This window comes from Pseudomonas brassicacearum subsp. brassicacearum (assembly GCF_008801605.1).
GTDB lineage: Bacteria > Pseudomonadota > Gammaproteobacteria > Pseudomonadales > Pseudomonadaceae > Aquipseudomonas > Aquipseudomonas brassicacearum.
In genome coordinates this window covers 19,519-45,638 of record NZ_VZPJ01000002.1, presented here as the reverse complement: position 1 = coordinate 45,638, position 26,120 = coordinate 19,519, and the positions used below count along the sequence as shown (strand labels likewise).

The 26,120-nt window shown below is 61.0% G+C and carries 26 protein-coding genes; 18 read left to right on the top strand and 8 right to left on the bottom strand.

From position 1 onward, the window contains the following. Positions 1 to 180 precede the first annotated feature (180 nt). From purE to F7R20_RS05955, 4 genes are all read left to right on the top strand, one after another. The gene (gene purE / locus F7R20_RS05970; protein WP_003196369.1) at positions 181 to 672 is read left to right on the top strand and encodes a 5-(carboxyamino)imidazole ribonucleotide mutase; all 492 of its coding nucleotides are present in this window, start codon (positions 181 to 183) and stop codon (positions 670 to 672) included. Positions 673 to 684: 12 nt separating this feature from the next. Then, a complete protein-coding gene (locus F7R20_RS05965; RefSeq protein WP_003196370.1) occupies positions 685 to 1,770 on the top strand; it encodes a 5-(carboxyamino)imidazole ribonucleotide synthase in 1,086 nt (361 codons plus the stop codon). A gap of 102 nt (positions 1,771 to 1,872) precedes the next feature. Then, positions 1,873 to 2,118: a GlsB/YeaQ/YmgE family stress response membrane protein gene (locus F7R20_RS05960; RefSeq protein WP_003196372.1), complete on the top strand. Its 246-nt coding sequence runs from the start codon at positions 1,873 to 1,875 to the stop codon at positions 2,116 to 2,118. Positions 2,119 to 2,207: 89 nt separating this feature from the next. After that, positions 2,208 to 2,744: a DUF3299 domain-containing protein gene (locus F7R20_RS05955; RefSeq protein ID WP_013691991.1), complete on the top strand. Its 537-nt coding sequence runs from the start codon at positions 2,208 to 2,210 to the stop codon at positions 2,742 to 2,744. Positions 2,745 to 2,808: 64 nt separating this feature from the next. Here F7R20_RS05955 and F7R20_RS05950 read toward each other — a convergent pair whose 3' ends face one another. Then, a complete protein-coding gene (locus F7R20_RS05950) occupies positions 2,809 to 3,708 on the bottom strand; it encodes a D-hexose-6-phosphate mutarotase (RefSeq protein WP_003196376.1) in 900 nt (299 codons plus the stop codon). 57 nt (positions 3,709 to 3,765) lie between these two features. Next, positions 3,766 to 4,170, bottom strand: a complete 405-nt coding sequence (locus tag F7R20_RS05945) for an acyl-CoA thioesterase (protein WP_003177184.1) — start codon at positions 4,168 to 4,170, stop codon at positions 3,766 to 3,768. Positions 4,171 to 4,547: 377 nt separating this feature from the next. Between F7R20_RS05945 and F7R20_RS05940 the strand changes: the two genes are divergently transcribed. The 9 genes from F7R20_RS05940 to F7R20_RS05900 all read left to right on the top strand — a co-directional run bounded on the left by F7R20_RS05940 (position 4,548) and on the right by F7R20_RS05900 (position 16,631). Continuing rightward, on the top strand, positions 4,548 to 5,846 hold the full coding sequence (locus F7R20_RS05940; protein WP_003196378.1) for an MFS transporter: 1,299 nt from the start codon (positions 4,548 to 4,550) through the stop codon (positions 5,844 to 5,846). A 238-nt stretch (positions 5,847 to 6,084) separates the two neighbouring features. Beyond that, entirely contained in the window at positions 6,085 to 7,086 is a 1,002-nt protein-coding gene (locus tag F7R20_RS05935; protein ID WP_081352597.1) for a phosphate ABC transporter substrate-binding protein PstS, read from the top strand. A 208-nt stretch (positions 7,087 to 7,294) separates the two neighbouring features. Further along, a complete protein-coding gene (locus F7R20_RS05930) occupies positions 7,295 to 9,580 on the top strand; it encodes an ABC transporter permease subunit (RefSeq protein ID WP_003196382.1) in 2,286 nt (761 codons plus the stop codon). A 15-nt stretch (positions 9,581 to 9,595) separates the two neighbouring features. Then, a complete protein-coding gene (pstA, locus tag F7R20_RS05925; RefSeq protein ID WP_003196384.1) occupies positions 9,596 to 11,266 on the top strand; it encodes a phosphate ABC transporter permease PstA in 1,671 nt (556 codons plus the stop codon). A gap of 175 nt (positions 11,267 to 11,441) precedes the next feature. Then, positions 11,442 to 12,275 carry a phosphate ABC transporter ATP-binding protein PstB gene (pstB, locus tag F7R20_RS05920; protein WP_003196386.1) on the top strand — a complete coding sequence of 278 codons (834 nt, stop codon included), beginning with the start codon at positions 11,442 to 11,444 and terminating at the stop codon, positions 12,273 to 12,275. A gap of 97 nt (positions 12,276 to 12,372) precedes the next feature. Next, positions 12,373 to 13,134 (top strand): phosphate signaling complex protein PhoU, encoded by a 762-nt coding sequence (phoU, locus tag F7R20_RS05915; RefSeq protein WP_003196388.1) that lies wholly within the window; start codon positions 12,373 to 12,375, stop codon positions 13,132 to 13,134. Between the two features lie 167 nt (positions 13,135 to 13,301). Next, positions 13,302 to 14,249 carry a response regulator gene (locus F7R20_RS05910; protein WP_003196390.1) on the top strand — a complete coding sequence of 316 codons (948 nt, stop codon included), beginning with the start codon at positions 13,302 to 13,304 and terminating at the stop codon, positions 14,247 to 14,249. A gap of 268 nt (positions 14,250 to 14,517) precedes the next feature. Continuing rightward, the gene (locus tag F7R20_RS05905) at positions 14,518 to 15,579 is read left to right on the top strand and encodes a hypothetical protein (RefSeq protein ID WP_003196392.1); all 1,062 of its coding nucleotides are present in this window, start codon (positions 14,518 to 14,520) and stop codon (positions 15,577 to 15,579) included. Positions 15,580 to 15,734: 155 nt separating this feature from the next. Beyond that, positions 15,735 to 16,631 carry a peptidoglycan DD-metalloendopeptidase family protein gene (locus tag F7R20_RS05900; RefSeq protein WP_003196393.1) on the top strand — a complete coding sequence of 299 codons (897 nt, stop codon included), beginning with the start codon at positions 15,735 to 15,737 and terminating at the stop codon, positions 16,629 to 16,631. A 167-nt stretch (positions 16,632 to 16,798) separates the two neighbouring features. On the opposite strand, the gene F7R20_RS05895 is transcribed toward F7R20_RS05900, so the two are convergent. The 3 genes from F7R20_RS05895 to phoB form a co-directional block, all read right to left on the bottom strand. Continuing rightward, positions 16,799 to 18,139, bottom strand: coding sequence for a hemolysin family protein (locus F7R20_RS05895; RefSeq protein ID WP_003196395.1), 1,341 nt, complete (start codon positions 18,137 to 18,139; stop codon positions 16,799 to 16,801). 113 nt (positions 18,140 to 18,252) lie between these two features. Further along, positions 18,253 to 19,539 (bottom strand): phosphate regulon sensor histidine kinase PhoR, encoded by a 1,287-nt coding sequence (phoR, locus tag F7R20_RS05890; protein ID WP_209311595.1) that lies wholly within the window; start codon positions 19,537 to 19,539, stop codon positions 18,253 to 18,255. A gap of 81 nt (positions 19,540 to 19,620) precedes the next feature. Continuing rightward, on the bottom strand, positions 19,621 to 20,310 hold the full coding sequence (gene phoB / locus F7R20_RS05885) for a phosphate regulon transcriptional regulator PhoB (protein ID WP_003177195.1): 690 nt from the start codon (positions 20,308 to 20,310) through the stop codon (positions 19,621 to 19,623). Between the two features lie 152 nt (positions 20,311 to 20,462). Here phoB and F7R20_RS05880 point away from each other — a divergent pair, with 152 nt between their 5' ends. After that, positions 20,463 to 20,846, top strand: a complete 384-nt coding sequence (locus F7R20_RS05880; protein ID WP_003196399.1) for a COG4315 family predicted lipoprotein — start codon at positions 20,463 to 20,465, stop codon at positions 20,844 to 20,846. 111 nt (positions 20,847 to 20,957) lie between these two features. Here the strand turns inward: F7R20_RS05880 and ubiA are convergent, their stop codons facing one another. Continuing rightward, positions 20,958 to 21,848 (bottom strand): 4-hydroxybenzoate octaprenyltransferase, encoded by an 891-nt coding sequence (gene ubiA / locus F7R20_RS05875; protein ID WP_003196401.1) that lies wholly within the window; start codon positions 21,846 to 21,848, stop codon positions 20,958 to 20,960. Then, positions 21,848 to 22,411: a chorismate--pyruvate lyase family protein gene (locus F7R20_RS05870; RefSeq protein WP_003196403.1), complete on the bottom strand. Its 564-nt coding sequence runs from the start codon at positions 22,409 to 22,411 to the stop codon at positions 21,848 to 21,850. The genes ubiA and F7R20_RS05870 overlap by 1 nt, the downstream gene beginning before the upstream one ends. Positions 22,412 to 22,586: 175 nt before the next feature. Between F7R20_RS05870 and F7R20_RS05865 the strand changes: the two genes are divergently transcribed. The 3 genes from F7R20_RS05865 (at position 22,587) to F7R20_RS05855 (ending at position 24,394) form a co-directional block, all read left to right on the top strand. Then, positions 22,587 to 22,754 (top strand): rubredoxin, encoded by a 168-nt coding sequence (locus F7R20_RS05865; protein ID WP_003177199.1) that lies wholly within the window; start codon positions 22,587 to 22,589, stop codon positions 22,752 to 22,754. A gap of 24 nt (positions 22,755 to 22,778) precedes the next feature. Next, complete coding sequence (locus F7R20_RS05860; RefSeq protein ID WP_003196408.1) at positions 22,779 to 23,927, top strand: NAD(P)/FAD-dependent oxidoreductase; 1,149 nt, start codon at positions 22,779 to 22,781, stop codon at positions 23,925 to 23,927. A gap of 191 nt (positions 23,928 to 24,118) precedes the next feature. Further along, positions 24,119 to 24,394, top strand: coding sequence for an HU family DNA-binding protein (locus F7R20_RS05855; RefSeq protein WP_003177201.1), 276 nt, complete (start codon positions 24,119 to 24,121; stop codon positions 24,392 to 24,394). Positions 24,395 to 24,534: 140 nt separating this feature from the next. Here the strand turns inward: F7R20_RS05855 and F7R20_RS05850 are convergent, their stop codons facing one another. After that, positions 24,535 to 25,626 (bottom strand): aminopeptidase, encoded by a 1,092-nt coding sequence (locus F7R20_RS05850; RefSeq protein WP_003196410.1) that lies wholly within the window; start codon positions 25,624 to 25,626, stop codon positions 24,535 to 24,537. A 58-nt stretch (positions 25,627 to 25,684) separates the two neighbouring features. On the opposite strand from F7R20_RS05850, the gene F7R20_RS05845 reads away from it, so the two are divergent. Beyond that, positions 25,685 to 26,098, top strand: a complete 414-nt coding sequence (locus F7R20_RS05845) for a PA0061/PA0062 family lipoprotein (protein WP_003196412.1) — start codon at positions 25,685 to 25,687, stop codon at positions 26,096 to 26,098. The last annotated feature ends 22 nt before the right edge of the window (positions 26,099 to 26,120 follow it).

The following is a 26,120-nucleotide window of genomic DNA, read 5'->3' as shown; positions in this document are numbered from 1 at the left end:
CACTTCACCGCAAATGACAGATGGTCGGCGAAAGTGCGTTTAACGCACCATTTTCGGTATACTGCCCGGCCTTCGGTCGGCTTGCCCGGCCATAATTCGTACAACAAGCCACGCCGGTTTCCTGCGTGGCTTGTTGTTTTTTGACGCGCCTGCGGGCGCCCAGAGAGAAGAGGCACGACGATGAGTGCACTGGTTGGCGTGATCATGGGCTCCAAGTCCGATTGGTCCACCCTTAGCCACACCGCCGATATGCTGGAAAAGCTCGGCATCCCTTACGAGGTGAAAGTGGTCTCCGCCCACCGTACCCCGGACCTGCTGTTCCAGTACGCCGAAGAGGCCGAGGCGCGTGGCATCGAGGTGATCATCGCCGGTGCCGGTGGCGCCGCCCATTTGCCAGGCATGTGTGCGGCCAAGACCCACCTGCCGGTGCTGGGCGTGCCGGTCCAGTCTTCGATGCTCTCGGGCGTCGATTCGTTGCTGTCGATCGTGCAGATGCCAGCCGGCATCCCGGTCGCGACCCTGGCCATCGGGAAGGCCGGCGCGATCAACGCGGCCCTGCTGTCGGCGAGCATCCTGGGCGCCAAGCACCCACAATTTCATACCGTGCTGAAAAAATTCCGCGCTGAGCAGACAGACAGCGTCCTGGACAATCCAGACCCACGCATTGCCTGAGGTTGTTGACGAATGAAGATCGGTGTAATCGGTGGCGGCCAGTTGGGTCGCATGTTGGCCCTGGCAGGTACACCGCTGGGGATGAACTTCGCTTTCCTGGACCCTGCGCCGGACGCTTGTGCCGCGGCGTTGGGTGAACACCTGCGGGCCGACTACGGCGACCAGGATCACCTGCGCCAATTGGCCGATGAAGTCGACCTGGTGACCTTCGAATTCGAAAGCGTCCCGGCCGAAACCGTGGCCTTCCTGTCCCAGTTCGTTCCGGTCTACCCGAGCGCCGAAGCCTTGCGGATCGCCCGTGACCGCTGGTTCGAAAAGAACATGTTCAAGGACCTGGGCATCCCCACGCCGGCTTTTGCCGACATCCAGTCCCAGGCCGACCTCGACGCCGCCGTCGCTGCCATCGGCCTGCCCGCCGTGCTCAAGACCCGTACCCTGGGTTACGACGGCAAGGGCCAGAAAGTCCTGCGCAAACCTGAAGACGTGGTCGGTACGTTCGCCGAACTCGGCAGCGTGGCCTGCCTGCTGGAAGGCTTCGTGCCGTTCACCGGCGAAGTCTCGCTGATCGCCGTGCGTGCCCGTGACGGTGAAATCCGTTTCTACCCGCTGGTGCACAACACTCACAAGGACGGCATCCTCAAGCTGTCCGTCGCCAGCACCGACCATCCGTTGCAGGCCCTGGCCGAGGACTATTCCAGCCGGGTACTCAAGCAGCTCGATTATGTCGGCGTGATGGCGTTCGAGTTCTTTGAAGTGGACGGCGGCCTCAAGGCCAACGAAATCGCCCCTCGGGTACACAACTCCGGGCACTGGACCACCGAAGGCGCCGAGTGCAGCCAGTTCGAAAACCACCTGCGGGCGGTCGCTGGGTTGCCGCTGGGGTCGACCGCCAAGGTCGGTGAGAGCGCGATGCTCAACTTCATCGGCAAGGTGCCGGACAGCGAGAAAGTTCTGTCGATCGCTGACTGCCATTTGCATCACTATGGCAAGGCGTTCAAGGCCGGGCGCAAGGTCGGTCACGCCAACCTGCGCTGCGCGGACCGGGCGACTTTGGCGCAGCAGATCATCAAGGTCGAGACGCTGATCGCCGAGCAATAATCCGCAACATCGGTGGAACCATTCGTCGGCTAACCTCTCTCATGGCTAAGTGCCAAAGCCTGATCGGGCTTTGGCATCGCTATCCAATCAGAGGGCAATGCCATGGGAATCATCGGAACCATTTTTATCGGCTTGATCGTTGGCCTGCTGGCACGCTTCCTGAAACCGGGCGATGACAGCATGGGCTGGATCATGACCATCCTGCTCGGTATCGGCGGTTCGTTGGCAGCCACTTACGGCGGCCAGGCCCTGGGCATCTACCAGGCCGGCCAAGGTGCTGGTTTCATCGGGGCCCTGGTGGGCGCGGTGGTATTGCTGGTGATCTACGGCCTGATCAAAAGAAACTGATCCAAATGCGACAAAGCCCTCTCTGCCTGGCGCGCAGAGGGGGCTAGAATGCCCGGCGTTGCACTTCCTACCCATTGCCGAGCCCATTCATGCGCCGTCTAGTGTTGACCCTTCTTTTGCTGGGCAGTGGCCTGGCCCATGCTGCCGAGCTGCCGGAAACCGACTGGCTCGAACTGATGCCCAAGTCGGACCAGAAAGCCCTCGAGGCCATGCCCGAAATTGACCACAACTCCCCCGAAGCCAACGGCACCTTCACCGAAAAAGGTGGCCTGAAGCAAAGCAAAGGCTTGCCGGCGGTGATGTATTCGACCAAGACCGTGGCGGCGATGAACGACAAGCACATTCGCATCGGCGGTTACCCGGTGCCGCTGGAAACCGACGCCAAGGGCCGCAGTACGCTGTTTTTCCTGGTGCCATACCCCGGCGCCTGCATCCACGTCCCGCCACCGCCGCCTAATCAGTTGGTGCTGGTGCGTTATCCCAAGGGCCTGAAGCTGGACGACATCTATACACCGCTGTGGGTGACCGGCACGCTGAAGATCGAAAAGGTCGACAACGACCTGGCGAGTGCGGCGTATGCGCTGGAGGCGGAGAAGGTGCGGGTGGTGCAGGAGGCGGATTTGTAGGTCTGGTACGAGTCCACTGTGGGAGCGAGCAGGCTCGCTCCCACAGTGGGGTTTGTGGTGTGGCTTAGAGCGGCTTGCTGCCGATGCTCACACCCAGGGTATGGCTGGCCTGCGGCAACAGCGTCACCACATCGTCCATCACGTTCGCCGTCTCGATGCACAGCATGCGCTGCCAGCCGTCGTCGGCCATGTCGCTGAAGGCCTTGGCGCGTTCGGTCCAGGGGTTCCAGATCACCGCCGAGCGCGAGCCGCTGCTGGTCAGCTCGATCCGGCGTTCCCACTGCGGGTCAATGATGCTCAGCTTTGGCGGGGTGTCGAGGTAGATGCGGTCGGTCTCGCCAGCAAAGTGCAGATCGCCGGCCTGGGTGACGGTTTTCCAGTCGTCCAGGGTCTCGATGTAGCTCAAGCCATCGACCCCTTCGACCTGCACGTTGCGCACGTCGCTCACGGCAAAGTAGCTGTGCAGCGCCTGGCTGAGGCTAACGGTTTCGCGGCCACGGTTATGACTGGTGAGGCGGATATGCAGTTGCTCGTCCATCACGATGGCCAGCGTCAGGTCGACCTGGTGAGGCCAGCCTGAAAGGCCGTTCTCGGGGTAGGGCAGCACGAACTCCACCTTGAGGCTTTCGCCTTCGGCTTCGATGCCCTTCAACTCCCAATCCATCGTCCGCACCAGGCCGTGGGCGGTGGCTGGGTCGTTGCTCACGCGCATGGCCTGGACGCTGTCGGGGTTGAGCGTCAGGTTGCCGAACCACGGCCAGCACACCGGCACGCCCGCGCGGATGCTCTTGCCGGCCTTGAACGTGGCCTGGTCGTTGAGCCAGATCAGCGGCGGCTGGCCGTCCACTTGATAACTGAGGATATGCGCGCCTTGTTGGGCCACCAGCAACTCGGCCTGACCGTGGCGGATGCGCCAGGCGTTCAGTTCATCCAGTTTGACGGCTTCGACGTTGGGCGTAGGCATGTTGCAAATCTCGCTCGGGAACAGGGACTGCAATGGACCGCAAAACGGCCGCCGTGTTTAACGGGCGCGCGGCGGAACCGAGCGGGTGCGACCGCTGCCGTCGATGGCGACGAAGACAAACACCGCCTCGGTCACCTTGCGCCATTCACTGGATAGCGGGTCGTCGCTCCAGACTTCGACCATCATCTGGATCGAACTGCGGCCGATTTCCAGCGCCTGGGTGTAAAAGGAAAGCTGCGCCCCCACTGCCACCGGCACGAGGAACGCCATGCGATCGATCGCCACGGTGGCCACGCGCCCGCCCGCCACTTTGCTGGCCATGGCGGTGCCGGCCAGGTCCATCTGGGACACCAGCCAGCCGCCGAAAATATCGCCGAAGCCGTTGGTCTCGCGAGGGAGCGCGGTGATTTGCAGGGCCAGGTCGCCTTGCGGGATTGGATCTTCTTGTTCGAGCTCTATCATGCCGGGGGTGCCTCTGACCCGTAACGCTGTCTTGTACTTCAGGTGAATAGCCGTCTTTGTAAAAAACGATTCAGCCCGAACATACTGCGTTCGTCACGTTTTTCGTAAAGGCGTGCCAAAGGGAAACTCTGCGAAACCGGCTGGTTCTGGTACTACACCACCAACGACGTTTTCGCACAGCAACCCCTTACAGAGTACTGCAAGGTTGCGAGTATATCGGGCGATAGACGTCGAGACGACCACTCGGTTCTGATTTTGACTATCAAATACGCACCTCTATGTGCTTTTTCGAACAATTTGCTATCGTGCCGGACCTGCCCAGGCCCCCAACCCGTGTTACCAGGGTTGCAGAACCGACTATAAGAGAAGCCCTTGCCATGACCACTGCGCCTTCGAGCACGGCGACGCCCGCACAACCCGCACGTCCATTGACCCGCAACGATTACAAGACCCTGTCGCTTTCTGCCTTGGGCGGTGCGCTGGAGTTCTACGATTTCATCATTTTCGTGTTCTTTGCCACCGTGGTCGGCAAATTGTTCTTCCCTGCCGAAATGCCCGAGTGGCTGCGCTTGATGCAGACGTTCGGCATTTTTGCCGCCGGTTACCTGGCCCGGCCGCTGGGCGGGATCGTCATGGCCCACTTCGGCGACCTGCTGGGGCGCAAGAAGATGTTCACCCTGAGCATTTTCATGATGGCCGTGCCGACCTTGATCATGGGCCTGCTGCCCACTTATGCACAGATCGGCATGTGGGCGCCGATCCTGCTGTTGCTGATGCGCGTGATTCAGGGCGCGGCCATCGGCGGGGAAGTGCCGGGTGCCTGGGTATTCGTTTCCGAACACGTTCCGGCGCGCCACATCGGCTATGCCTGCGGCACGCTGACTTGCGGCCTGACGGCGGGGATTTTGTTGGGTTCGCTGGTCGCTACGGCGATCAACAGCATCTATACACCGGTGGAGGTGGCCGATTACGCCTGGCGGATCCCGTTCCTGCTGGGTGGCGTGTTCGGGCTGTTTTCGGTGTATCTGCGCCGCTGGTTGCACGAAACTCCGGTGTTCGCCGAGCTGCAACTGCGCAAGGCCCTGGCCGAGGAAGTGCCGCTGCGGGCCGTGTTGCGTGATCATCGCGGCGCCATCGCCATTTCCATGCTGTTGACCTGGCTGCTGTCGGCCGGCGTCATTGTGGTCATCCTGATGACACCGACCGTGCTGCAGACGGTGTACCACTTCAGTCCGACCACCGCGTTGCAGGCCAACAGCCTGGCGATCGTGTTCCTGAGTCTAGGTTGCATCGGTGCGGGTGTGCTGGCCGACCGTTTTGGTGCTGGCCGGGTATTTGTCTTCGGTAGCGGTTTGCTGCTGATCACGTTCTGGACCTTCTACCACTGCCTGTTCGACCACCCCGAGTGGCTGTTTCCGCTGTATGCCTTGAGTGGCTTGCTGGTAGGTACCATCGGCGCGGTGCCTTATGTCATGGTCAATGCCTTCCCGGCCGTGGTGCGTTTCAGCGGCTTGTCGTTCTCCTACAACCTGGCCTACGCAATCTTCGGCGGGTTGACGCCGATGATCGTGACCCTGCTGTTGAAAGAGAGCTCGATGGGGCCGGCGTATTACGTGGCGGCCATCTGTGGGATCGGGATTGTGGTGGGCGGTTATCTCTGGAAGAAGGGGCGCTAGCCCGAATCTTTCACTGACTGTACTGGCCTCATCGCGAGCAAGCTCGCTCCCACAAGGGTTCTGCGTTCACCGCAAATCCCCTGTGGGAGCGAGCTTGCTCGCGATTGGGGCCGCATGAATCATCTTGTAAAACTCGATACTGGCCTTTCATCCAATTGTCATATTTCAGCCATAGAGTGTTCACACGGCTTACCGATACTTGGCCGACTTAACACACCCTATCTGCTAGGAGTAAGGCATGAAACTGAAGCGTTTGATGGCGGCAATGACGTTTGTCGCTGCTGGCGTTGCGACCGCCAGCGCGGTTGCCGCTGGTGTTGACCTGGCAATTCCGTCTTACACCAAGACCACTGGTGTATCGGGCAACCTGTCCAGCGTCGGCTCCGATACCCTGGCTAACCTGATGACCTTGTGGGCCGAGAACTACAAGAAAGAATACCCGAACGTAAACATCCAGATTCAGGCCGCCGGTTCCTCCACCGCGCCACCTGCGCTCACCGAAGGCACCTCCAACCTGGGCCCGATGAGCCGCAAGATGAAGGACAACGAGCTGCAGGCTTTCGAAACCAAATACGGTTACAAGCCTACCGCCATCCCGGTTGCCGTGGACGCCCTGGCGGTATTCGTGCACAAGGACAACCCGATCCAGCACCTGACCATGGAACAGGTCGATGCGATCTTCTCGTCGACTCGCCTGTGCGGCGCTAAAGCCGACGTGAAAACCTGGGGCGACCTGGGTGTGACCGGCGACCTGGCCAACAAGCCAGTGCAACTGTTCGGTCGTAACTCGGTATCCGGCACCTACGGCTACTTCAAGGAAGAAGCCCTGTGCAAAGGCGACTACAAGCCAAACGTCAATGAACAACCAGGCTCGGCTTCGGTCGTGCAGTCGATCAGCTCTTCGCTGAACGGCGTTGGTTACTCGGGCATCGGCTACAAGACCGCCAGCGTGAAGACCGTGGCCCTGGCCAAGAAAGGCAGCACTGAGTTCATCGAAGACAGCGAAGAAAACGCCCTGAACGGCAAGTACCCGCTGTCGCGCTTCCTCTACGTTTACGTCAACAAGGCACCGAACAAGCCTCTGGCCCCGCTGGAAGCCGAGTTCGTGAAGCTGGTCCTGTCCAAGCAAGGCCAGGAAGTTGTAGTCAAGGACGGTTACATCCCGCTGCCAGCCAAAGTCGCCGCCAAGGCACTGGCTGACCTGGGTCTGTCGGAAGGCGGCAGCGTCGCCAAGAAGTAATACCTGAGCCCGGGCCGAAGTCCGGACTCCTGTGGGAGCGGGCTTGCTCGCGAAGAGGTCAGTGCATTCAACAGGGATGTTGACTGACTTTGCGAGCAAGCTGTCCCACAACCCCAAATTCCTGTCCGCTGCCGGTTTCCTCGGCGGCGGATTTGTTGCGTCACTGCATTGTCATCTTTCTGTCATACAGGATCGCTAGGGTGTGCGCATGAATGATCTGGCCAATTCCACAATGACTACGACTTCCCCTCCCAAGCGCATTGACTTCAATACGCCTGAGTTGCAACGCAAGCGCCGCATTCGCGCGCTCAAGGATCGCCTGACCCGCTGGTACGTGCTGGTCGGCGGCCTCGCCGTCCTGGCCGCCATTACGTTGATCTTCTTCTTCCTGGCCTATGTGGTGCTGCCCCTGTTCCAGGGCGCGGACCTGACCGCCAAGGACTCGATCACCCCGGCCTGGATGCAAGATGCCGGCAAACCCCTGATGATCTCCATCGAAGAGCAGAACCAAGTCGCCATGCGGGTTTCCGACAAGGGCCAGGCGCTGTTTTTCGATATCACCAGTGGTGCCGAACTGCGCCGTATCGACCTGCCGATTCCGGCCGGTGCCAGCGTGACCGCCATTGGCGAAGACCAGCCTGGCAGCCCATTGGTGGTGATCGGTCTGTCCAACGGCCAGGCCCTGGTATTCCGTCACACCTATAAGGTCAGCTACCCGGACGGCAAGAAAACCATCTCGCCTGCCGTCGAATACCCTTATGGCGAGACGCCGATCGTGTTGAACGAGCAGGGCGCGGCCCTGGAGCATGTCAGCCTCAACGCCACCGATTCGACCCTGCTGCTGGCCGGTTCCAGCGGTGCCCAACTGCAAGTGCTGTCGATCACCAGCGAAGAAAACATGATGACCGGCGAGGTCACCAGCGAGCAGACCCGCATCGATCTGCCACAGATGACCGAGCCGGTGAAGAACATCTTCGTCGACCCGCGCCAGCAATGGCTGTATGTGGTCAACGGGCGCGCCCAGGCCGATGTGTTCAGCCTGCGGGACAAGAGCCTCAACGGTCGCTACAAACTGCTCGAGAACGCCGACGCCCAAGTCACCGCCGCCACCCAGCTGGTGGGCGGAATCTCGCTGATCATCGGCGACTCCAAGGGCGGCCTGGCGCAGTGGTTCATGGCCCGCGATCCGGACGGCGAGCTGCGCTTCAAACAGATTCGTACGTTCCAGATGGGCACCACGCCGATTGTTGAAATCACCGCCGAAGAGCGTCGCAAAGGCTTCGTAGCGCTGGACGCGGCCGGCAAGCTCGGCGTATTCCACAGCACCGCCCACCGCACCTTGTTGGTGGACCAGGTGGTCGACGGCCAAGGCCTGTTCGGCATGTCGCCACGGGCCAACCGCCTGATCGTGGAGCAGGGCGGCAAGCTGCAACCGCTGACGCTGGACAACCCGCACCCGGAAGTCTCGTGGAGCGCGTTGTGGAGCAAGGTCTGGTACGAAAACTACGACGAACCCAAGTACGTCTGGCAATCGACCGCCGCCAACACCGACTTCGAACCCAAGCTGAGCCTTTCGCCGCTGACCTTCGGCACCCTGAAAGCCGCGTTCTACGCGATGCTGCTGGCGGCGCCACTGGCGGTTGCCGCGGCGATCTATACTGCCTACTTCATGGCCCCGGGCATGCGCCGCAAGGTCAAGCCGGTGATCGAACTGATGGAAGCCATGCCGACGGTGATCCTCGGGTTCTTCGCCGGCCTGTTCCTGGCGCCGTACGTCGAAGGGCACCTGCCAGGTATTTTCAGCCTGCTGATGTTGGTGCCAATCGGCATCCTGGTCGCCGGTTTCGTCTTCAGCCGCCTGCCGGAATCCATTCGCCTGAGAGTGCCGGACGGCTGGGAAAGTGCCCTGCTGATCCCGGTGATCCTGTTCGTGGGCTGGCTCTCGCTGTACATGAGCCCGTACATGGAAGCCTGGTTCTTCGGCGGTGACATGCGCATGTGGATCTCCCATGACCTGGGCATCACCTACGACCAGCGCAACGCCCTGGTGGTCGGCCTGGCAATGGGTTTCGCGGTCATCCCGAACATCTACTCCATCGCCGAAGACGCCGTGTTCAGCGTGCCGCGCGGCCTGACCCTGGGCTCCCTGGCCCTTGGTGCGACGCCGTGGCAGACCATGACCCGCGTGGTCATCCTCACCGCCAGCCCCGGTATCTTCTCGGCGCTGATGATCGGCATGGGCCGTGCGGTGGGCGAGACCATGATCGTGCTGATGGCCACGGGTAACACGCCGGTCATGGAAATGAACCTGTTCGAAGGCCTGCGCACCCTGGCGGCCAACGTGGCGGTGGAGATGCCCGAGTCGGAAGTCGGCGGTAGCCATTACCGCGTGCTGTTCCTGTCGGCACTGGTGCTGCTGTTGTTCACCTTTGTCATGAACACCCTCGCCGAGCTGATCCGTCAGCGTCTGCGCAAGAAATATTCGTCGCTTTAAGAAAGGTAGAAGTCTGTGAAACAGAACTCCCTGAAAGGATGGTTCAAGAGCGGCGCCCCCGGCGTCTGGATCAGCGGTGGCGCGGTATCCATCGCGGTCATCATGACCATTGGCCTGCTGGCGGTGATCACTGTACGCGGCCTGGGTCACTTCTGGCCGGCGGACCTGGTCCACGCCAACTACAACGTGCCGGGCATGCCTGAGCACCTGGTGGTCGGCGAAGTCGTGCAGAAAGAAGAAGTGCCGCGCGAGCGCCTGAAAAGCGCCGGCCTGCCGGTGCCGGACGAAGGCCCCGAGTTCATGACCCGCGAACTGATCAAGGTGGGTAACCGGGACCTGAACGGTACTGACTTCACCTGGATCGTCGGCGAGTGGCTGACCAACCAGACCACGCCGCCGGAACTGATGGCGATCGAGCGCCGTGAGTGGGGCAACTTCTACGGCTACCTGGTCAACGTCAAGGAAGACGGCAAGGTCATCGCCGAAGGCGAGGCCGCCTGGCCGCAACTGCAGGCTCGCGTACAGCGGGTCAACCAGTTGGCCGCCGAGCTCAAGACCTTGGAAAAAGTCGACATCGGTGCAATCAACGCTGGCCTGGAGCGCATCCGCCTGCACGGTCGCAAGCTGGAGCTGGACGGCAAGCTCGATGCCGCCGCCCAAGCCGACCTGGAAAGTGAGCGCGCCGAACTCAATGCCCGTTACAAGGACATCGAAGCGCGCCTGTCCGACCTGCATGCACAATTCAACCGCGACAGCCTGACTGCCCGCGATGCCAACGGCAAGGAAGTGGAGATCGGCATCGGCAAGGTGGTACATGCCTATCAACCGAACGGCATGGGCACGTTTACCAAGCTCGGTTTCTATTTCAGCAAGGTCTGGGAATTCCTCAGCGACGACCCTCGTGAGGCCAACACCGAAGGCGGCATCTTCCCGGCGATTTTCGGCACCGTGATGATGACCCTGATCATGGCGATGATCGTGACGCCGTTCGGCGTACTGGCGGCGGTTTATTTGCGTGAATACGCCCGCCAGGGCCCGATGACCCGCCTGATCCGCATCGCGGTGAACAACCTGGCCGGCGTTCCAGCCATCGTCTACGGTGTGTTTGGCTTGGGCTTCTTCGTCTACGTGCTGGGTGGTTCGGTCGACCGGCTGTTCTTCCCCGAGGCCTTGCCGGCGCCGACCTTCGGCACCCCAGGCCTGCTCTGGGCATCCCTGACCCTGGCGCTGCTGGCGGTGCCGGTGGTGATCGTGGCCACCGAGGAAGGCCTGGCGCGGATCCCGCGTACCGTGCGCGAAGGCTCCCTGGCCCTCGGTGCGACCAAGGCCGAGACCCTGTGGAAAATCGTCCTGCCCATGGCGAGCCCGGCGATGATGACCGGGATGATTCTCGCCGTGGCCCGTGCCGCCGGTGAAGTGGCGCCGTTGATGCTGGTGGGCGTGGTGAAACTGGCGCCGTCGCTGCCGTTGGACGGCAACTACCCGTACCTGCACCTGGACCAGAAGATCATGCACCTGGGCTTCCATATCTATGACGTGGGCTTCCAGAGCCCGAACGTCGAAGCGGCACGACCGCTGGTGTACGCCACGGCGCTGTTGCTGGTGCTGGTGATCGCCACGCTCAACCTGTCGGCGGTGTGGATCCGTAACCACCTGCGCGAGAAGTACAAAGCACTGGATAGCTGATTACACATTGATTTTCTGTGGGAGCGAGCCTGCTCGCGATGGCGTCACCTCGGTTCAAAGCCAGACCGAGTCGCCTGAATCGCGAGCAGGCTCGCTCCCACACAGACACATACACAGATTGGCATGGCCGCTCAGTGGCCAACCGAACCGAATTTGTTAGCACAGGGAGCCTCCCATGCAACACGAAGCACATACACACGGCATCAACATGTCGGCCCTGGGCCGCGACAAGCAGAGCCTGGACCTGGCCCAGGAAACCGTCGCCATCGAAGTGCCCGGCCTGAGTCTGTTCTACGGCGACAAGCAGGCGCTGTATGACGTCAGCCTGAACATCCCGAAACAGCGCGTCACCGCGTTCATCGGCCCGTCGGGCTGCGGCAAGTCAACCTTGCTGCGTACCTTCAACCGCATGAACGACCTGGTGGACGGCTGCCGTGTCGAAGGGGAAATCAACCTCTACGGCAACAACATCTACCGCAAGGGCGAAGACGTGGCCGAGCTGCGTCGTCGTGTGGGCATGGTGTTCCAGAAGCCCAACCCGTTCCCGAAAACCATCTACGAGAACGTGGTCTACGGCTTGCGCATCCAGGGCATCAACAAGAAGCGCATCCTCGACGAAGCCGTGGAATGGGCGCTCAAGGGCGCGGCGTTGTGGGATGAGGTCAAGGACCGCCTGCATGATTCGGCCCTGGGCCTGTCTGGCGGTCAACAGCAACGCCTGGTGATCGCGCGCACCATCGCCGTGGAACCGGAAGTGCTGCTGCTCGACGAGCCTTGCTCGGCCCTGGATCCGATCTCGACGCTGAAAGTCGAAGAACTGATCTACGAGCTCAAGTCCAAGTTCACCATCGTCATCGTGACCCACAACATGCAACAGGCGGCGCGGGTTTCCGACTACACGGCGTTCATGTACATGGGCAAACTGGTGGAGTTCGGCGACACCGACACCCTGTTCACCAATCCGGCCAAGAAACAGACCGAAGACTACATCACCGGTCGTTACGGCTAGTCGAGGCTGCTGCATAGGCGCACTGCGCTATCAGGATCAACATTTAACTGCTTGAAGCTTGCAGCTTGAAGCTTGCAACTTTCGCGGAGCGAACAAGATGATTTCGAAGGAAGGCCTTACTCACCACATTTCCGCACAGTTCAACGCTGAGCTTGAGGAAGTGCGCAGTCACTTGCTGGCCATGGGCGGGCTGGTGGAAAAGCAGGTCAACGATGCGGTGACCGCGCTGATCGAGGCCGACTCCGGCCTGGCCCAGCAGGTACGCGAAATCGATGACCAGATCAACCAGATGGAGCGCAACATCGACGAGGAGTGCCTGCGTATCCTGGCCCGTCGTCAGCCGGCGGCTTCGGACCTGCGCCTGATCATCAGCATCTCCAAGTCGGTGATCGACCTTGAGCGGATCGGCGACGAAGCCACCAAGATTGCTCGTCGTGCCATTCAGTTGTGCGAAGAAGGCGAAGCGCCGCGCGGTTATGTCGAGGTTCGCCACATTGGCGACCAGGTGCGCAACATGGTTCGCGATGCCCTGGACGCCTTTGCCCGCTTCGACGCCGACCTGGCGTTGTCGGTGGCCCAGTACGACAAGATCATCGACCGCGAATACAAGACCGCCCTGCGCGAGCTGGCGACTTACATGATGGAAGACCCACGCTCCATCTCCCGAGTGTTGAGCATCATCTGGGTGCTGCGTTCTCTGGAGCGTATCGGCGATCATGCACGCAACATCTCGGAACTTGTCATCTACCTGGTGCGCGGCACCGATGTGCGGCATTTGGGGCTCAAGCGGATGAAGCAAGAAGTTGAGGGCACCCCGTCCGAAACCGCTAATGTTCCGGGCGAAACGGACGATAAGTAAGATTGCCAAGAAAAGCGCCCGGCCTTCTGGTCGGGCTTTTTTTTGAGTTTTTTTTAATCGAAAGCAGCACCCCGCGAACGAAAAGTCCCGGCGTGACTGAAGGTTTTTGGCAATGTGCCATCAGTAAAAGCGGTATGCTTGCCGGGATTTTTTAGAGGTGTATCTGGATGAGTAAGGTCAGTGTGTTGGTCGTGGACGATGCTTCGTTCATTCGTGACCTGGTGAAGAAGTGCCTGCGCAACTACTTCCCGGGCGTGCGCATCGAAGACGCGGTGAATGGCAAGAAAGCCCAAGCCCTGCTGGCTCGCGAAGCGTTCGACCTGGTGTTGTGCGATTGGGAAATGCCGGAAATGTCCGGCCTGGAATTGCTGACCTGGTGCCGCCAGCAGGACAACCTCAAGGGCATGCCGTTCGTGATGGTCACCAGCCGCGGCGACAAGGAAAACGTGGTCCAGGCGATCCAGGCCGGCGTTTCCGGCTACGTCAGCAAGCCGTTCACCAACGAGCAGCTACTGACCAAGGTCAAGCAGGCCCTGCACAAGGTCGGCAAGCTCGACACGCTGATGAACAGCGCCCCGACCAAGATGAACTCGGCGTTCGGCAATGATTCGCTCAGCGCCCTGACGGGCGGCAAGGCTCCGGTTGCTGCTGTTGCTTCGGCCCCTGCCGCGAATCCTTTTGCCAAGCCGGTCGCTGCTCCCGCCGCGGCTGTGGCTCCGGCCCGTGGCTTGCTCAACAGCCCTCCCGTCAAGGCACCGGTAGCCGCTGCTTCGGGGACCAACCGTGGCCAGGGCCAGTTGCGCCTGTCCAGCGGCACCCAGCAATGCGTGATCAAGGCTCTGAGCCTCAAGGAAGCATTGCTGGTGGTCAAGCGCACCGACACCCTGCCACAAGTGCTCGAAAGCGCCGTGCTGGACATGGAGCAGGGCGACAACGCTGAAACCGCTCGCCTCAACGGCTACCTGCACGCCATCGTCGCCCATGAGCAGACGCCCGACAGCGAATGGCTGCAACTGACGTTCCGCTTCGTCGACAAAGACCCGCAGAAACTCGACTATATCTCCCGCCTGATCGCCCGCGGCACCGCCCAGAAGCACTTCGTACCAGGCGCCTGATTCGGCGGCGCCCTGAGTCCGCTATCGCGAGCAAGCTCGCTCCCACAGTGATTTGTGTAGGCCACAGTTTTGTGCCTAGGCAAATCTCCCTGTGGGAGCGAGCTTGCTCGCGATGGCGTCATCCCTCTCGGTAAAGCTCCTTAACATCCGCTTGCGGCCCATCCGCCGGTCTGAACTGTTATTTCCTACAGGTCAATTTTCCGGAAGGGACTTCTAGATTGTCATGGGCGCTCACTTTTCGTGAGTACGTGACAAACAGGAGCTGACGATGAACACGTTCATCACCCTGAAGCAAAGAAACCGGATTGCCGACGCATTGCGCCGGGACCAGGCGCCTCTGCTTCCGGCTTCGATCGATGAAGCCGTGGATGGGAAGATTTCATATGCCAACTTGGAGAAAGGGTTGACCATTCGTTTTCCCTTTGTCGAGGGAATGCGAGTAGGAGGCACTTATCTCGTCGTGATCGAAGAATCACTGGAAGGGGATGCCCTATTCGGCAGCTCTGGAGCAGTCCGGGAGGAGAACCGGGACATCGTCGTGCCGGTGCCGGCTGACCGGGCGCTGGACTTAAAAGGGCAGGAAGTGCTCCTGTACTATTTTTATCTGGAATTCGAACCGTCGGATTCACCGCGCACACCGTTGTCGATCGAGGGGCAGATCTACAAGCCGATCGTGGATGAAGCCGTGGATGGCGTTATCCCCCAGTCAGTGCTGTCGCAAGGCGTAAACCTCAGAATCAGAGCGGCGTCGTCGCTCACGCCGGGCGCGCTCGTTTCTGTCTATTGGTGGGGGTCTAGCGCGGCTGCCTGTTTTGTCAAACACCTGACCATCGGCCCGGACCCGGTTGAAGATCTGGTCGTGCCGGTCGAGTCGACTTATCTGATGCCGATCAAATACGGCGACGTTAAGGTTATCTATACGGTGCAATCGACGACGGGTACCCGAACATCGCCTCTTCTTGAGCTTGGTGTCGCGGGTGATCTGGTTGTGCCTGAGGCGGTCTATCAAGTGGGAGGCGAGCAATGTTTCGGGGCCGAACTCCTGCCAATCGACGAAGGTGGCGGCATTCCAATGTTGCTCAAGACTCAAGGGATGGTCGCGGGGGATGTGGCGATACTGATTTTCGTCGGTGATCGACAGGACTCCGAGTTCGTGTTGCGGCATCTGGTGAAGACGTCCGACATCGAGGCGGGTCAAATAAGGTATGGAGTACCGGCTCCGTTACTATCATTAGGGGGCGGTGCCAGAGCTTGGAGTCTGCTCGATCGTCTGACTGGCGGAGCGGTGGGCTCTCCAGACTTGCGCCTGCGTCTGCGCATTGACGCTTGATCTTCCGACGGCCTGTGCAGGAGTTTGCTCTCGTTGGGGCCATAAGATCCAACACCGATCGCTGATCCAATTTTGAAACATCCGTCGACTACGCTGGTCCATCCCAGCTGCTAGGCTGCTGTGCAGGCCTTCATTTTTCGACAGAACCCTTACCCATGCTCGCTCCCCTGCTGTTTGCCTGTGGTCTTGTCCTGGCCTCCACCTCGGCCGTGGCCATGACGATCTACAAATCCACCGATGCCAATGGCGTGGTGTCCTATAGCGACCGCCCCAGCAAGGGCGCGCAGGTGTTCGTGTTCCGCGACCGCATGGTCGAGCGCCTGGAGCGACAGGTATTCCTCGATATCAAGAAACAGAACGGCGCGGATGCGGTGTTCGTGCGCAACGACCTGTATGCGCCAGTGGAGATCGAGTTGAGTTTCGCCGGACTGCGTAATGTGAGCGGGGCACCGAGCCGGCCGATTCGGCGGGTGCTGCCGGCGCGCAGCAACCTGCGCCTGGCGCTGCTCACGGCCACGCAGCCGGGCAGGCCGTTGGTGTATACCCCAAGGTTCGAATACTCCCTGGGCGACCCCGCAGGCGCGGCACAGGCCTATCAGTACCCGTTGCCGTGGCGTGGCGGGCCGTTCCGGCTGAGTCAGGGTGCCAACGGCCAGTACAGTCATTACGGCCCGAAGAACCGCTACGCCATGGACATTGCCATGCCCGTCGGCACGCCGATCATCGCGGCGCGGGGCGGCGTGGTCATCAAGACCGAAAACGAGCAGACCGGCCGCGGTGACGATCCTTCGGGCAACTTCGTGCGGGTGCTGCACGATGACGGGACCATGGGCGTCTACCTGCACTTGCAGAAAGGTTCGGTGAGCGTACGGGAAGGGCAGAGGGTCGGTGTGGGCACGCCGTTGGCGTTGTCGGGCAATACCGGCAACAGCTCCGGCCCGCACCTGCATTTCGTGGTGCAGCGCAATACCGGACTGGGGCTGGTGTCGATTCCCTACCAGTTCAATCAACCGGTGGGTGACTTGCCCAACTTTGCGTTGGGCAAGCAATAGCGCCGAGGCGTGACGCAGGTGCTTTTGTGGTGGAGGGATTTATCTGTGGGAGCAAGGCTTGCCCGCGACGAAGGCGATGCGGTTTTTCAGCGATCGAGTCGCCTGTATCGCGAGCAAGCTTTGCTCCCACGGCTTTGCCACAGGCTCGCCGGAAAGCGGGCTGACACTCAATCGAGCATCAACACCTTCGCCAGAATGATCTTCGGCCCTTTCATCTTCTTGATGATGATCCGCAGGCCTTCGACTTCCAGCACTTCTTCCTCTTCCGGTACGCGCTTGAGGGTTTCATAGACCAACCCGGCCAGGGTTTCGGCTTCGATGTGGTCCAGGTCGATCCCCAGCAGGCGCTCGACCTTGAACAGCGGCGTGTCGCCGCGTACCAGCAGCTTGCCCGGCTGGTAGGCCAGGATGCCGCGTTCGGCCTTGCGATGTTCGTCCTGGATGTCACCCACCAGCACTTCCAGCACGTCTTCCATGGTCAGGTAGCCGATGATATTGCCGTCGGCTTCCTCGACCAGGGCGAAGTGCGAGCCGCCCTTGCGGAACTGCTCCAGCAATTGCGACAGCGGCATGTGCCGCGACACGCGCTCCAGCGGCCGGGTCAGTTCGGCCAGGTTGAACGACTCGGGGATGTGATCCAGGGCCGCCAGTTCCAGCAGCAGGTCCTTGATGTGCAGCAGGCCGACGAACTCCTGGCGCTCGCTGTCATACACCGGATAGCGGCTGAACTTGTGGCGACGGAACATCGCCAGGATTTCCTTGAGCGGCGCATTGAACTCCAGCGTCACCAGGTCTTCCCGGGAGTTGGCCCAGTCCACCACTTCCAGCTCGCCCATTTCCACGGCCGATGCCAGCACGCGCATGCCTTGGTCGCTCGGGTCCTGGCCACGGCTGGAGTGCAGGATCAGCTTCAGTTCTTCGCGGCTGTAATGGTGTTCGTGATGCGGGCCGGGTTCGCCTTGGCCGGCGATGCGAAGAATGGCGTTGGCGCTGGCGTTGAGCAGGTAGATCGCCGGGTACATGGCCCAGTAGAACAGGTACAGCGGCACGGCGGTCCACAGCGACAGCAGCTCGGGTTTGCGAATGGCCCAGGATTTGGGCGCCAGTTCACCGACCACGATGTGCAGGTACGAAATGATGAAGAACGCGGTGAAGAACGATACGCCCTTGATCACTTCCGGCGCCTGCACGCCGACCGCGCCCAGCAACGGCTCGAGGATGTGGGCGAACGCCGGCTCGCCGACCCAGCCCAGGCCCAGGGAGGCCAGGGTGATACCCAACTGGCACGCCGACAGGTAAGCGTCGAGCTGGCTATGGACGGTGCGCAGGATGTGCCCGCGCCAGCCGTTCTGCTCGGCAATGGCCTCGACCCGGGTCGAGCGCAGCTTGACCATGGCGAATTCGGCCGCAACGAAAAAACCGTTGAGCAAAACCAGGATCAGAGCAAAAAGAATCATGCCGAATTCGGCGAAGAGTGTGACGAGGGACAAGCCAGGGGAAGGGTCCATGATGGAGTTTTGCGGGTTCCGTATAGTCGTAGGAATTGAAAATGAGCGCCTGAAAAGGCAGGCGCAAGTCAGTCAATGTAGCGGCTGACTCGGCGATTGCCTAGGGGGCGTGCTCAATCAGCGGGGCGGGCGAGGCGTGCGCGAACCACCTGGGCCGGGGCGAAATGGCAGGTAAAGGTGCTGCCATGGCCGGGTACGCTGCTGATTTCCATGCGGGCGCGATGGCGCAGCAGGACGTGTTTGACGATGGCCAGGCCCAGCCCGGTGCCGCCGGTATTGGAGTTGCGGCTGGAGTCGACACGGTAGAAACGTTCGGTCAGGCGCGGCAGGTGTTTGCTGTCGATGCCAATGCCCGAATCGCGCACGCTCAGGTGCGCACCTTGCTCATCGCCCCACCAGCGCACATGGATCCGGCCTTGCTCCGGCGTGTATTTGACCGCGTTGAACACCAGGTTGGAAAACGCACTGCGCAGTTCCGCCTCGCTGCCTTTGAGCTGCACGGCCGCGTCGGCTTCCAGGGTGATGGTCTGCTGCTTGGCACCGGACAGTTCCTGCGCATCTTCGACAATGGTTTGCAGCAGGTCGTCGATGGGCACTGGCTGGTTGTCCGACGGGTAATCGGTGGCTTCCAGCTTCGCCAGCAGCAACAAGTCGTTGAGCAGGGTCTGCATGCGCCCGCTTTGCTGGTGCATCTGCTGCAAGGCCCGGCTCCAGCGCGGGTTCACCTCTTCGACGTTGTCGAGCAGGGTTTCCAGGTAGCCGCAGATCACCGTCAACGGCGTGCGCAGTTCATGGGAGACGTTGGCGATGAAGTCCTTGCGCATCTGTTCCAGCTGATGAATGCGCGTGACGTCGCGCACCAGCATCAAGTGCTCATTGTTGCCATAGCGGGTGATGTACAGCTGGATGCGTAGCCGATCATTGGTGGGCGAAGGAATCTCCAGCGGCTCGGCGTAATTGGCCTGCTCGAAATATTCCTTGAAGCGCGGATGACGTACCAGGTTGGTCACCGGCTGGCCGCTGTCCTGTGGCGTCTTGAGGCCCAGCAGGGTCTCGGCGGCGCGGTTCCACCACTCCAGGTTGCCGTCGCTGTCGAGCATGATCACCGCGTCTTTCAGCGCGGCGGTGGACTCCTGGACCCGGTCGATCACCGCCTGCAGGCGCCCGCGAACGCGCTGGTCGCGCCGTTGCAGGTGGTAGATGCTGTCGAACACCTCACCCCACAGGCCATAGCCGTCGGGCGGTGCTTCGTCGGGTTGGTGCAGGCGCAGCCATTCATGCAGGCGCAGCAATTGCTTGAGTGTCCAGGCCAGGTAAAGCCCCAGGCCCGCGGCCAGGCTCCAACCGTAATAACCACTGATCAGGCCGATCAGCAAACAGCCGGTCACCAGCAACAACATGTGGCGAATCAGGGTGCCATGCCAGTTTTGGTTCACGTGACGCGCGTCCTTGTCAGCTTTGTCGGGCGGTAAGGGCTCGGATCAGGCCTTGGTCGAAAAACGATATCCGGTGCCGCGCACGGTTTGTACCAGATTTTCATAGGCATCGCCGAGGGCCTTGCGCAGGCGTCGGATGTGCACGTCAACGGTGCGCTCCTCGACATAGACGTTGCCGCCCCAGACCTGGTCCAGCAGTTGGCCGCGGGTGTAGGCGCGTTCCTGGTGAGTCATGAAGAATTGCAGCAGGCGGTATTCGGTCGGGCCCATTTCGGCGGGTTTGCCGTCGATGGTCACGCGGTGGCTGATCGGGTCGAGCAGCAAGCCACCGACTTCGATGGGGGCTTCGCCATCGGTCGGCCCGGCGCGTCGCAGCACGGCCTTGAGGCGCGCCACCAACTCCCGTGGGGAAAACGGCTTGGTGATGTAGTCGTCGGCGCCGACTTCCAGGCCCTGGATCTTGTTGTCCTCTTCGCCCTTGGCGGTGAGCATGATGATTGGAATATCACCGGTCAGCTCGTCGCGCTTGAGACGCCGTGCCAGTTCGATGCCAGACGTGCCGGGCAGCATCCAGTCCAGCAGGATCAGGTCGGGCTTGCGGTCGACGATGATGGCGTGGGCCTGTTGGGAGTTTTCTGCTTCCATGCAGTCATAGCCGGCCATCTCCAACGCAACGGCGATCATCTCGCGGATGGGCGCTTCGTCGTCGACGATCAGAATGCTCCTGCCAACCATGGGGTAATCCTCTTGTCATTTAACTGTCTTGCGCCGCATTAGATAACGGAATTATTGCAGTCGTGTGACAGTTATTTCAGGGTGCGGCGGTGAAAGGGATCCTGGACTAAGCTTTTCAGTCCGAATCCTGACAACTACAAAGGAAGGTTTCCATGAAACAAATGACTGTTTCTTTCAAAGCCCTGCTGATGGCTGCTGCCCTGACGTTGCCTGGATTGGCGATGGCAGCCGATCCTGCTATGGAGAAGGACGGCATGTTCACCGACCATAAGGGCATGACGCTTTACACCTTCGCCAAGGACTCGGCCGGCAAGTCGGCGTGCAATGACAAGTGTGCCGCCAATTGGCCACCGTTGATGGCTGAGGCGGGTGATAAATCCATGGGTGACTGGACCGTGATCAAGCGTGAAGATGGCTCAATGCAGTGGGCCTATCAGGGCATGCCGCTGTACACCTTCGTGATGGACAAGAAGGCTGGAGACATGACCGGCGACGGTAAAATGGATGGCGCCTGGAAAGTTGCCAAGGCCAAGTAATCGCTAAACCCGTGTGGGAGCGAGCCTGCTCGCGAAGGCGTCTGTCAGCCGACATCATCCTTGAATGACTTACCGCTTTCGCGAGCAGGCTCGCTCCCACAGGTTTGAGAATCACCTTAGAGCGTAATCCAGCACGATCCCCACAAAAATCGCCAACCCGGCCCAGTGGTTGTGCAGGAACGCCTTGAAGCAGCGCATCCGGTCCCGGTCACGGGTGTACCAGAACTCCCAGGCGAAGCACGCGGCAGCGGCCACCAGCCCCAGGTGGAACCAGCCGCCCAGTTGGAATTTCGCTCCGGCCAACAGCAGGCAGCCCAGGGCCAGGCCTTGCAATGACAGGATGATCACCCGGTCGGCATCGCCAAACAGGATCGCGGTGGACTTCACGCCGATGCGCAGGTCATCGTCCCGGTCGGTCATCGCGTAATAGGTGTCGTAGCCCACCGTCCACAGCAGGTTGGCGATGTACAGCAACCAGGCGGCGGCCGGCAGATGACCGGTTTCGGCGGTGAACGCCATCGGCATGCCCCAGGAGAACGCCGCGCCCAGGACCACTTGCGGGTAGTAGGTATAGCGCTTCATGAACGGGTAGCTGAACGCCAGCGCCAGGCCACCGAGGGAGAGCAGGATGGTCGGGGTGTTGGTGCAAAGCACCAGCAGGAAACTCACGCTCATCAGCACGGCGAAGAACACCAGTGCCTCTTTTGAACTGATCTTGCCGCTCACCAGTGGGCGCTGCTCGGTGCGCTTGACGTGACCGTCCACCTTGCGGTCGGCCCAGTCATTGATCACACAGCCGCCGGCGCGGGTCAGCACCACGCCGAGGACGAAAATCACCACGTTGGCGATGGACGGTGAGCCTTCACCGGCAATCCACAGCGCCCACAACGTCGGCCACAGCAGCAGGTAGATGCCGATGGGCTTGTCCATGCGGGTCAGTTGCACGAAGTCCCAGGCCCGCGGGTTCAGGCGGTTCAACGATTTGAGCAGTTGCACGTACATCAGCAATTCTCCGAATAGGCACGGGCGACGGTCCACAGGCGCGGCAGGAAAATTTCCGCCACCAGCACGCTCAACGCACCGCGATCGAAACGTGAGCGGCGACCCCACAGCCCGCTGGCGCGCACTTCTTCCGGCAACCCGGCGTCGGGGTAATGGCAAACTTCGATGGCTCGGCGCTGGAACGCCTGGTCGCAAAACAGTAACTCCCCCAGGGAACGGCTGCCCAGTTCGTCCATCTGCAAGCCGTCACCCTGCAAGGCGCTGCGCGCCGCCACGCTGCGGGCGAACACCCAAGGCTGGTCGTGGCCGCGCAGATACACCTCACGAACCCAGCCCTCGCTGCCCTCGGCCAGGTCCAGGGCGGCGCATTCGTCGGCGCGCAATGGCTGCCAGCCTTCGAACAGCGGCGTCACGCTGAAATGGCCGTCCGACAGGCGCGTGAGGCGCCGGGTCAGGGAGCCTTCGTCGAACAGCCAGTCGAGGACACCCACATCGGGGCGAGGCGACAGCAGGGGCTGGGGCAGCCATTGGAGTGTTGGAAATATCGAATTTGTATGCGGCACAGAGGTCTTGAATGGCAGCAAATGAGGGCGCGAGCTTACCATGTCGGTCGGTGATTTTGACTGGCCCGGCCGGCTGCCCTGCTGATCGTGCTTGCATCTGTCGCAACCGATCAGTACAAAACGCCCTGAGCCGGAAAATACCGGCCAAGGCCTGACATCTTGAGGAAGTACTGGAATGAAGAAGTGGCAATGTATCGTCTGCGGCCTGATCTACAACGAAGCTGACGGCTGGCCTGACGATGGCATCGCGCCCGGCACTCGCTGGGAGGACGTACCGGCAGACTGGCTGTGCCCGGACTGCGGCGTCGGCAAAATGGATTTCGAAATGATCGAAATCAACTGATCGTTTCATCAAATGGAGAGCAACATGAGTGCACCTGTCGTTATCGTCGGTACTGGGCTGGCCGGTTACAACCTGGCCCGGGAGTTTCGCAAGCTCGATAGCGAAACCCCGCTGCTGCTGATCACCGCGGATGACGGTCGCTCGTACTCCAAACCTATGCTCTCCACAGGCTTTGGTAAAAACAAGGATGCCGACGGCCTGAGCATGGCCGAACCGGGGGCCATGGCCGAGCAACTCAAGGCCGAAGTTCGCACCCACACCCGTATCAGCGGCATCGATCCGGGCCACAAGCGGCTGTGGATCGGCGAAGAGGCGGTGAGCTACCGTGACCTGATCCTGGCCTGGGGCGCCGAAACCGTGCGCGTGCCGGTGCAGGGCGATGCGGCGGAGCTGATTTTTCCGATCAACGACCTGGAAGACTACGCACGCTTCAGGGCCGCGGCCGCTGGCAAGCGTCGGGTGTTGTTGCTTGGCGCCGGCCTGATTGGTTGCGAGTTTGCCAATGACTTGAGCCTGGGCGGCTACGAAGTGCAACTGGTGGCGCCGTGCGAGCAAGTGATGCCGACGCTGTTGCACCCGGCCGCTGCCGCAGCGGTCCAGGCCGGGTTGGAAAGCCTTGGCGCGCGTTTCCACCTGGGCCCGGTGCTCAACCGCTTGCAGAAGGTCGCCGACGGGCTGGAGGCGCACCTGTCCGACGGCCAGGTGATTGCCTGTGACCTGGTGGTCTCGGCCATCGGCCTGCGCCCACGCATCGATCTGGCAGCCGCGGCGGGCCTGGTGATCAACCGCGGCATCGTGGTCGACCGTCACCTGAAAACCTCACACGCCAACATCTACGCCCTGGGCGACTGCGCCGAGGTCGATGGCTTGAATCTGCTGTATGTCATGCCGCTGATGAGCTGCGCCCGGGCCCTGGCGCAGACCCTGGCCGGCAACCCGACGGCCGTCAGCTACGGCGCCATGCCGATTACGGTAAAAACCCCGGTGTGCCCACTGGTGGTATCGCCACCACCGCGAGGCAGCGAGGGCGTGTGGAGCGTCGAAGGGCAGGGCGCGGATATCAAGGCGCTGTGCCGCGACGCGCAAGGCAACCTGCTGGGCTACGCCCTGACAGGCACGGCGGTGATGGAGAAACTGGCTCTGAACAAGGAACTTCCACCCCTGCTGGCGTAAATACTGGTCGTTCTGTCGCAAAAACCCTACTTTTGGTCCCACAAAGGTCGCCCGGCCACTGGCGCCGTTTTCGGCAGCGTGCCATCCTCACTCCCGTCTGCCGCAGAGTAGAGCCTGCGGCGCCTTAGGGGCCGTTCCAAAGAGAACGGCACGGACATAACAACAAAAAAACCGTCAAAGGGGCTTCATTCATGCGTAAACCAGAACTCGCCGCCGCCATCGCGGAAAAAGCAGACCTCACCAAAGAACAAGCCAACCGCGTCCTCAACGCCGTCCTCGAAGAAATCACCGGCGCCCTGCACCGCAAGGACAGCGTCACCCTGGTGGGCTTCGGCACTTTCCTGCAACGCCACCGCGGCGCCCGCACTGGCAAGAACCCACAGACCGGTGAGCCGGTGAAGATCAAGGCCAGCAACACCGTTGCCTTCAAACCAGGCAAGTTCCTGAAAGACAGCGTCAACCCGTAATTGCTGCAAGTACCTCAGCCAGGGGGAAGAAAGCGGCAATCAAAAGGGCATACCGATGAATCGGTATGCCCTTTTTTGTGCTGGGCTGGCCATGGCGAGGCATCCAATGTGGGAACGAGCCTGCTCGCGATGATGTCCGCCTAATCCGCGGAAGTCTTCGGCGCTGCCAACGCTTTCAAGGCCGCCTTGCGCTCATTGATCGGCAATTTGCCGAGCTTTTCCACCGCCGCATAAAACCCGACCCAGTCCCCGCCCTCCCGTCTGAACAGCGCCGCAAACGCCGGCACCCACTGGTCATACAGCCCGAACGGCAGCAACCGCGCATTGTTCAGTGGGGCATAGACCCAGGCATCGTAGCGTTTGTCGCCGCTCCATTGAGTGTCGCGCAACTGCTCATAGTCGGTGCGCAGGCGTTCGAATGCCTGTGCCTTGCGTTGGCGCATCTGTTCGGTTGGCAGGGGTTGGGTGTAGAGCTTTTCCAGGCGCTGGCGGGTGTCGAGGATCAATTGGATGAATTGGTCGCGCTGGCGCACCTGTTTGCCGTTATCCGGCGCCAGCCCTCGACTGGCTCGCCATTGCCGGCTGCCTTCCTGCTCGACGAAGGTGGCGAAGGACTCATTGAATTCGGTGTCGTCCTTTACATAAAAGCGCTGGTGCGCCAGTTCATGGAAGATCAGCGTCGCCAGGCGTTCGTCGCCCCAATGCATCATCGAACTCAGGATCGGATCGTTGAACCAGCCCAGCGTCGAGTAGGCCTCTACACCACCGATCGACACGTCCATGCCCTGCAAGCGCTGCAATGCGGCCTCGCCACGGGCGGCTCCCTGGCTGTAGTAACCGCGATAAGCCACGCAACCGGCAATGGGGAAACAATGATTTTGCGGCGCCAGGGAAAACTCTGGCGTGGTGAAGACATTCCAGACTACGAACGGTCGGCCAATGTCTGCATACAGGCGATAGCTTTTATTGTTCGGCAAATGCAGATGATCACTGGCGAACGTCCGTGCCTCACGCGCCTGGGCCAGGTGCGCCTTCAGTTGGGCATCGCGAGCAGGGTCGGCAATGACCTGGTCGATAGGCTCCCGGGCCTGCAACAACCGCAGTTGCCCACCGACGAGCTGGCTGTAATAACCGGCGCTTGTGCAACCGTTCAGTAACAAAAGCAGGAGGCCTGGAAACAAAATCCGGAAAACACGGTCGAGTAACCGATGGCTTGAATGCGGCCTGATCAATTGGAATCACCCTGGGAAGTCTGCCCACAAGACTATCTCGCTTGCCTGGAGCTTCGCTATGCGCGTGTTGATGCTGACGAGCGGCCTGTTGCTGCTGACCGGTTGTGCCGGTTTGCCTGATCCTGATCCATCCCAAGCGTGGATCGACCTGGGAAACCAGCAGGACACCGCGCTGCAAGCGCTAAAGGTCGATGACAAGACGTCCATTGACCGGCGCTATTTCGAAGTGCAACCCGGCAGCCATGAACTGACGGTGCGTTATCAATTTGCCGTCGAGCCCGGCAACATCGGCCCGGATGCCGAGCCGCTGTGGCGTGATTGCCGGTTGAACGTGAAATTCAAGGACTTCAACGCGGGCCAACGTTACCAGTTGCAAGCCGGCAGCATCGGTTTCCGGCCATGGGCCAAGCTTTACGATCGGCAACGCAAGGTGGTGGGGCAAGGTACACCGGCGGGCTGCCAACAAACTTGATTGGCGCTATGCTCAATGCCTG

Bases quoted from the DNA above. Each gene is read 5' to 3' on its own strand.
- F7R20_RS05895 (WP_003196395.1), bottom strand. From the start codon at position 18,139: ATGGACCCTTCCCCTGGCTTGTCCCTCGTCACACTCTTCGCCGAATTC.
- F7R20_RS05905 (WP_003196392.1), top strand. From the start codon at position 14,518: ATGAACACGTTCATCACCCTGAAGCAAAGAAACCGGATTGCCGACGCA.
- F7R20_RS05965 (WP_003196370.1), top strand. From the start codon at position 685: ATGAAGATCGGTGTAATCGGTGGCGGCCAGTTGGGTCGCATGTTGGCC.
- F7R20_RS05910 (WP_003196390.1), top strand. From the start codon at position 13,302: ATGAGTAAGGTCAGTGTGTTGGTCGTGGACGATGCTTCGTTCATTCGT.
- F7R20_RS05945 (WP_003177184.1), bottom strand. From the start codon at position 4,170: ATGATAGAGCTCGAACAAGAAGATCCAATCCCGCAAGGCGACCTGGCC.
- purE (WP_003196369.1), top strand. From the start codon at position 181: ATGAGTGCACTGGTTGGCGTGATCATGGGCTCCAAGTCCGATTGGTCC.
- ubiA (WP_003196401.1), bottom strand. From the start codon at position 21,848: ATGTACGTGCAACTGCTCAAATCGTTGAACCGCCTGAACCCGCGGGCC.
- F7R20_RS05940 (WP_003196378.1), top strand. From the start codon at position 4,548: ATGACCACTGCGCCTTCGAGCACGGCGACGCCCGCACAACCCGCACGT.
- F7R20_RS05960 (WP_003196372.1), top strand. From the start codon at position 1,873: ATGGGAATCATCGGAACCATTTTTATCGGCTTGATCGTTGGCCTGCTG.
- pstB (WP_003196386.1), top strand. From the start codon at position 11,442: ATGCAACACGAAGCACATACACACGGCATCAACATGTCGGCCCTGGGC.
- F7R20_RS05900 (WP_003196393.1), top strand. From the start codon at position 15,735: ATGCTCGCTCCCCTGCTGTTTGCCTGTGGTCTTGTCCTGGCCTCCACC.
- F7R20_RS05930 (WP_003196382.1), top strand. From the start codon at position 7,295: ATGAATGATCTGGCCAATTCCACAATGACTACGACTTCCCCTCCCAAG.
- phoB (WP_003177195.1), bottom strand. From the start codon at position 20,310: ATGGTTGGCAGGAGCATTCTGATCGTCGACGACGAAGCGCCCATCCGC.
- phoR (WP_209311595.1), bottom strand. From the start codon at position 19,539: ATGTTGTTGCTGGTGACCGGCTGTTTGCTGATCGGCCTGATCAGTGGT.
- F7R20_RS05880 (WP_003196399.1), top strand. From the start codon at position 20,463: ATGAAACAAATGACTGTTTCTTTCAAAGCCCTGCTGATGGCTGCTGCC.
- F7R20_RS05955 (WP_013691991.1), top strand. From the start codon at position 2,208: ATGCGCCGTCTAGTGTTGACCCTTCTTTTGCTGGGCAGTGGCCTGGCC.
- F7R20_RS05935 (WP_081352597.1), top strand. From the start codon at position 6,085: ATGAAACTGAAGCGTTTGATGGCGGCAATGACGTTTGTCGCTGCTGGC.
- phoU (WP_003196388.1), top strand. From the start codon at position 12,373: ATGATTTCGAAGGAAGGCCTTACTCACCACATTTCCGCACAGTTCAAC.
- F7R20_RS05950 (WP_003196376.1), bottom strand. From the start codon at position 3,708: ATGCCTACGCCCAACGTCGAAGCCGTCAAACTGGATGAACTGAACGCC.
- F7R20_RS05865 (WP_003177199.1), top strand. From the start codon at position 22,587: ATGAAGAAGTGGCAATGTATCGTCTGCGGCCTGATCTACAACGAAGCT.
- F7R20_RS05855 (WP_003177201.1), top strand. From the start codon at position 24,119: ATGCGTAAACCAGAACTCGCCGCCGCCATCGCGGAAAAAGCAGACCTC.
- F7R20_RS05860 (WP_003196408.1), top strand. From the start codon at position 22,779: ATGAGTGCACCTGTCGTTATCGTCGGTACTGGGCTGGCCGGTTACAAC.
- F7R20_RS05845 (WP_003196412.1), top strand. From the start codon at position 25,685: ATGCGCGTGTTGATGCTGACGAGCGGCCTGTTGCTGCTGACCGGTTGT.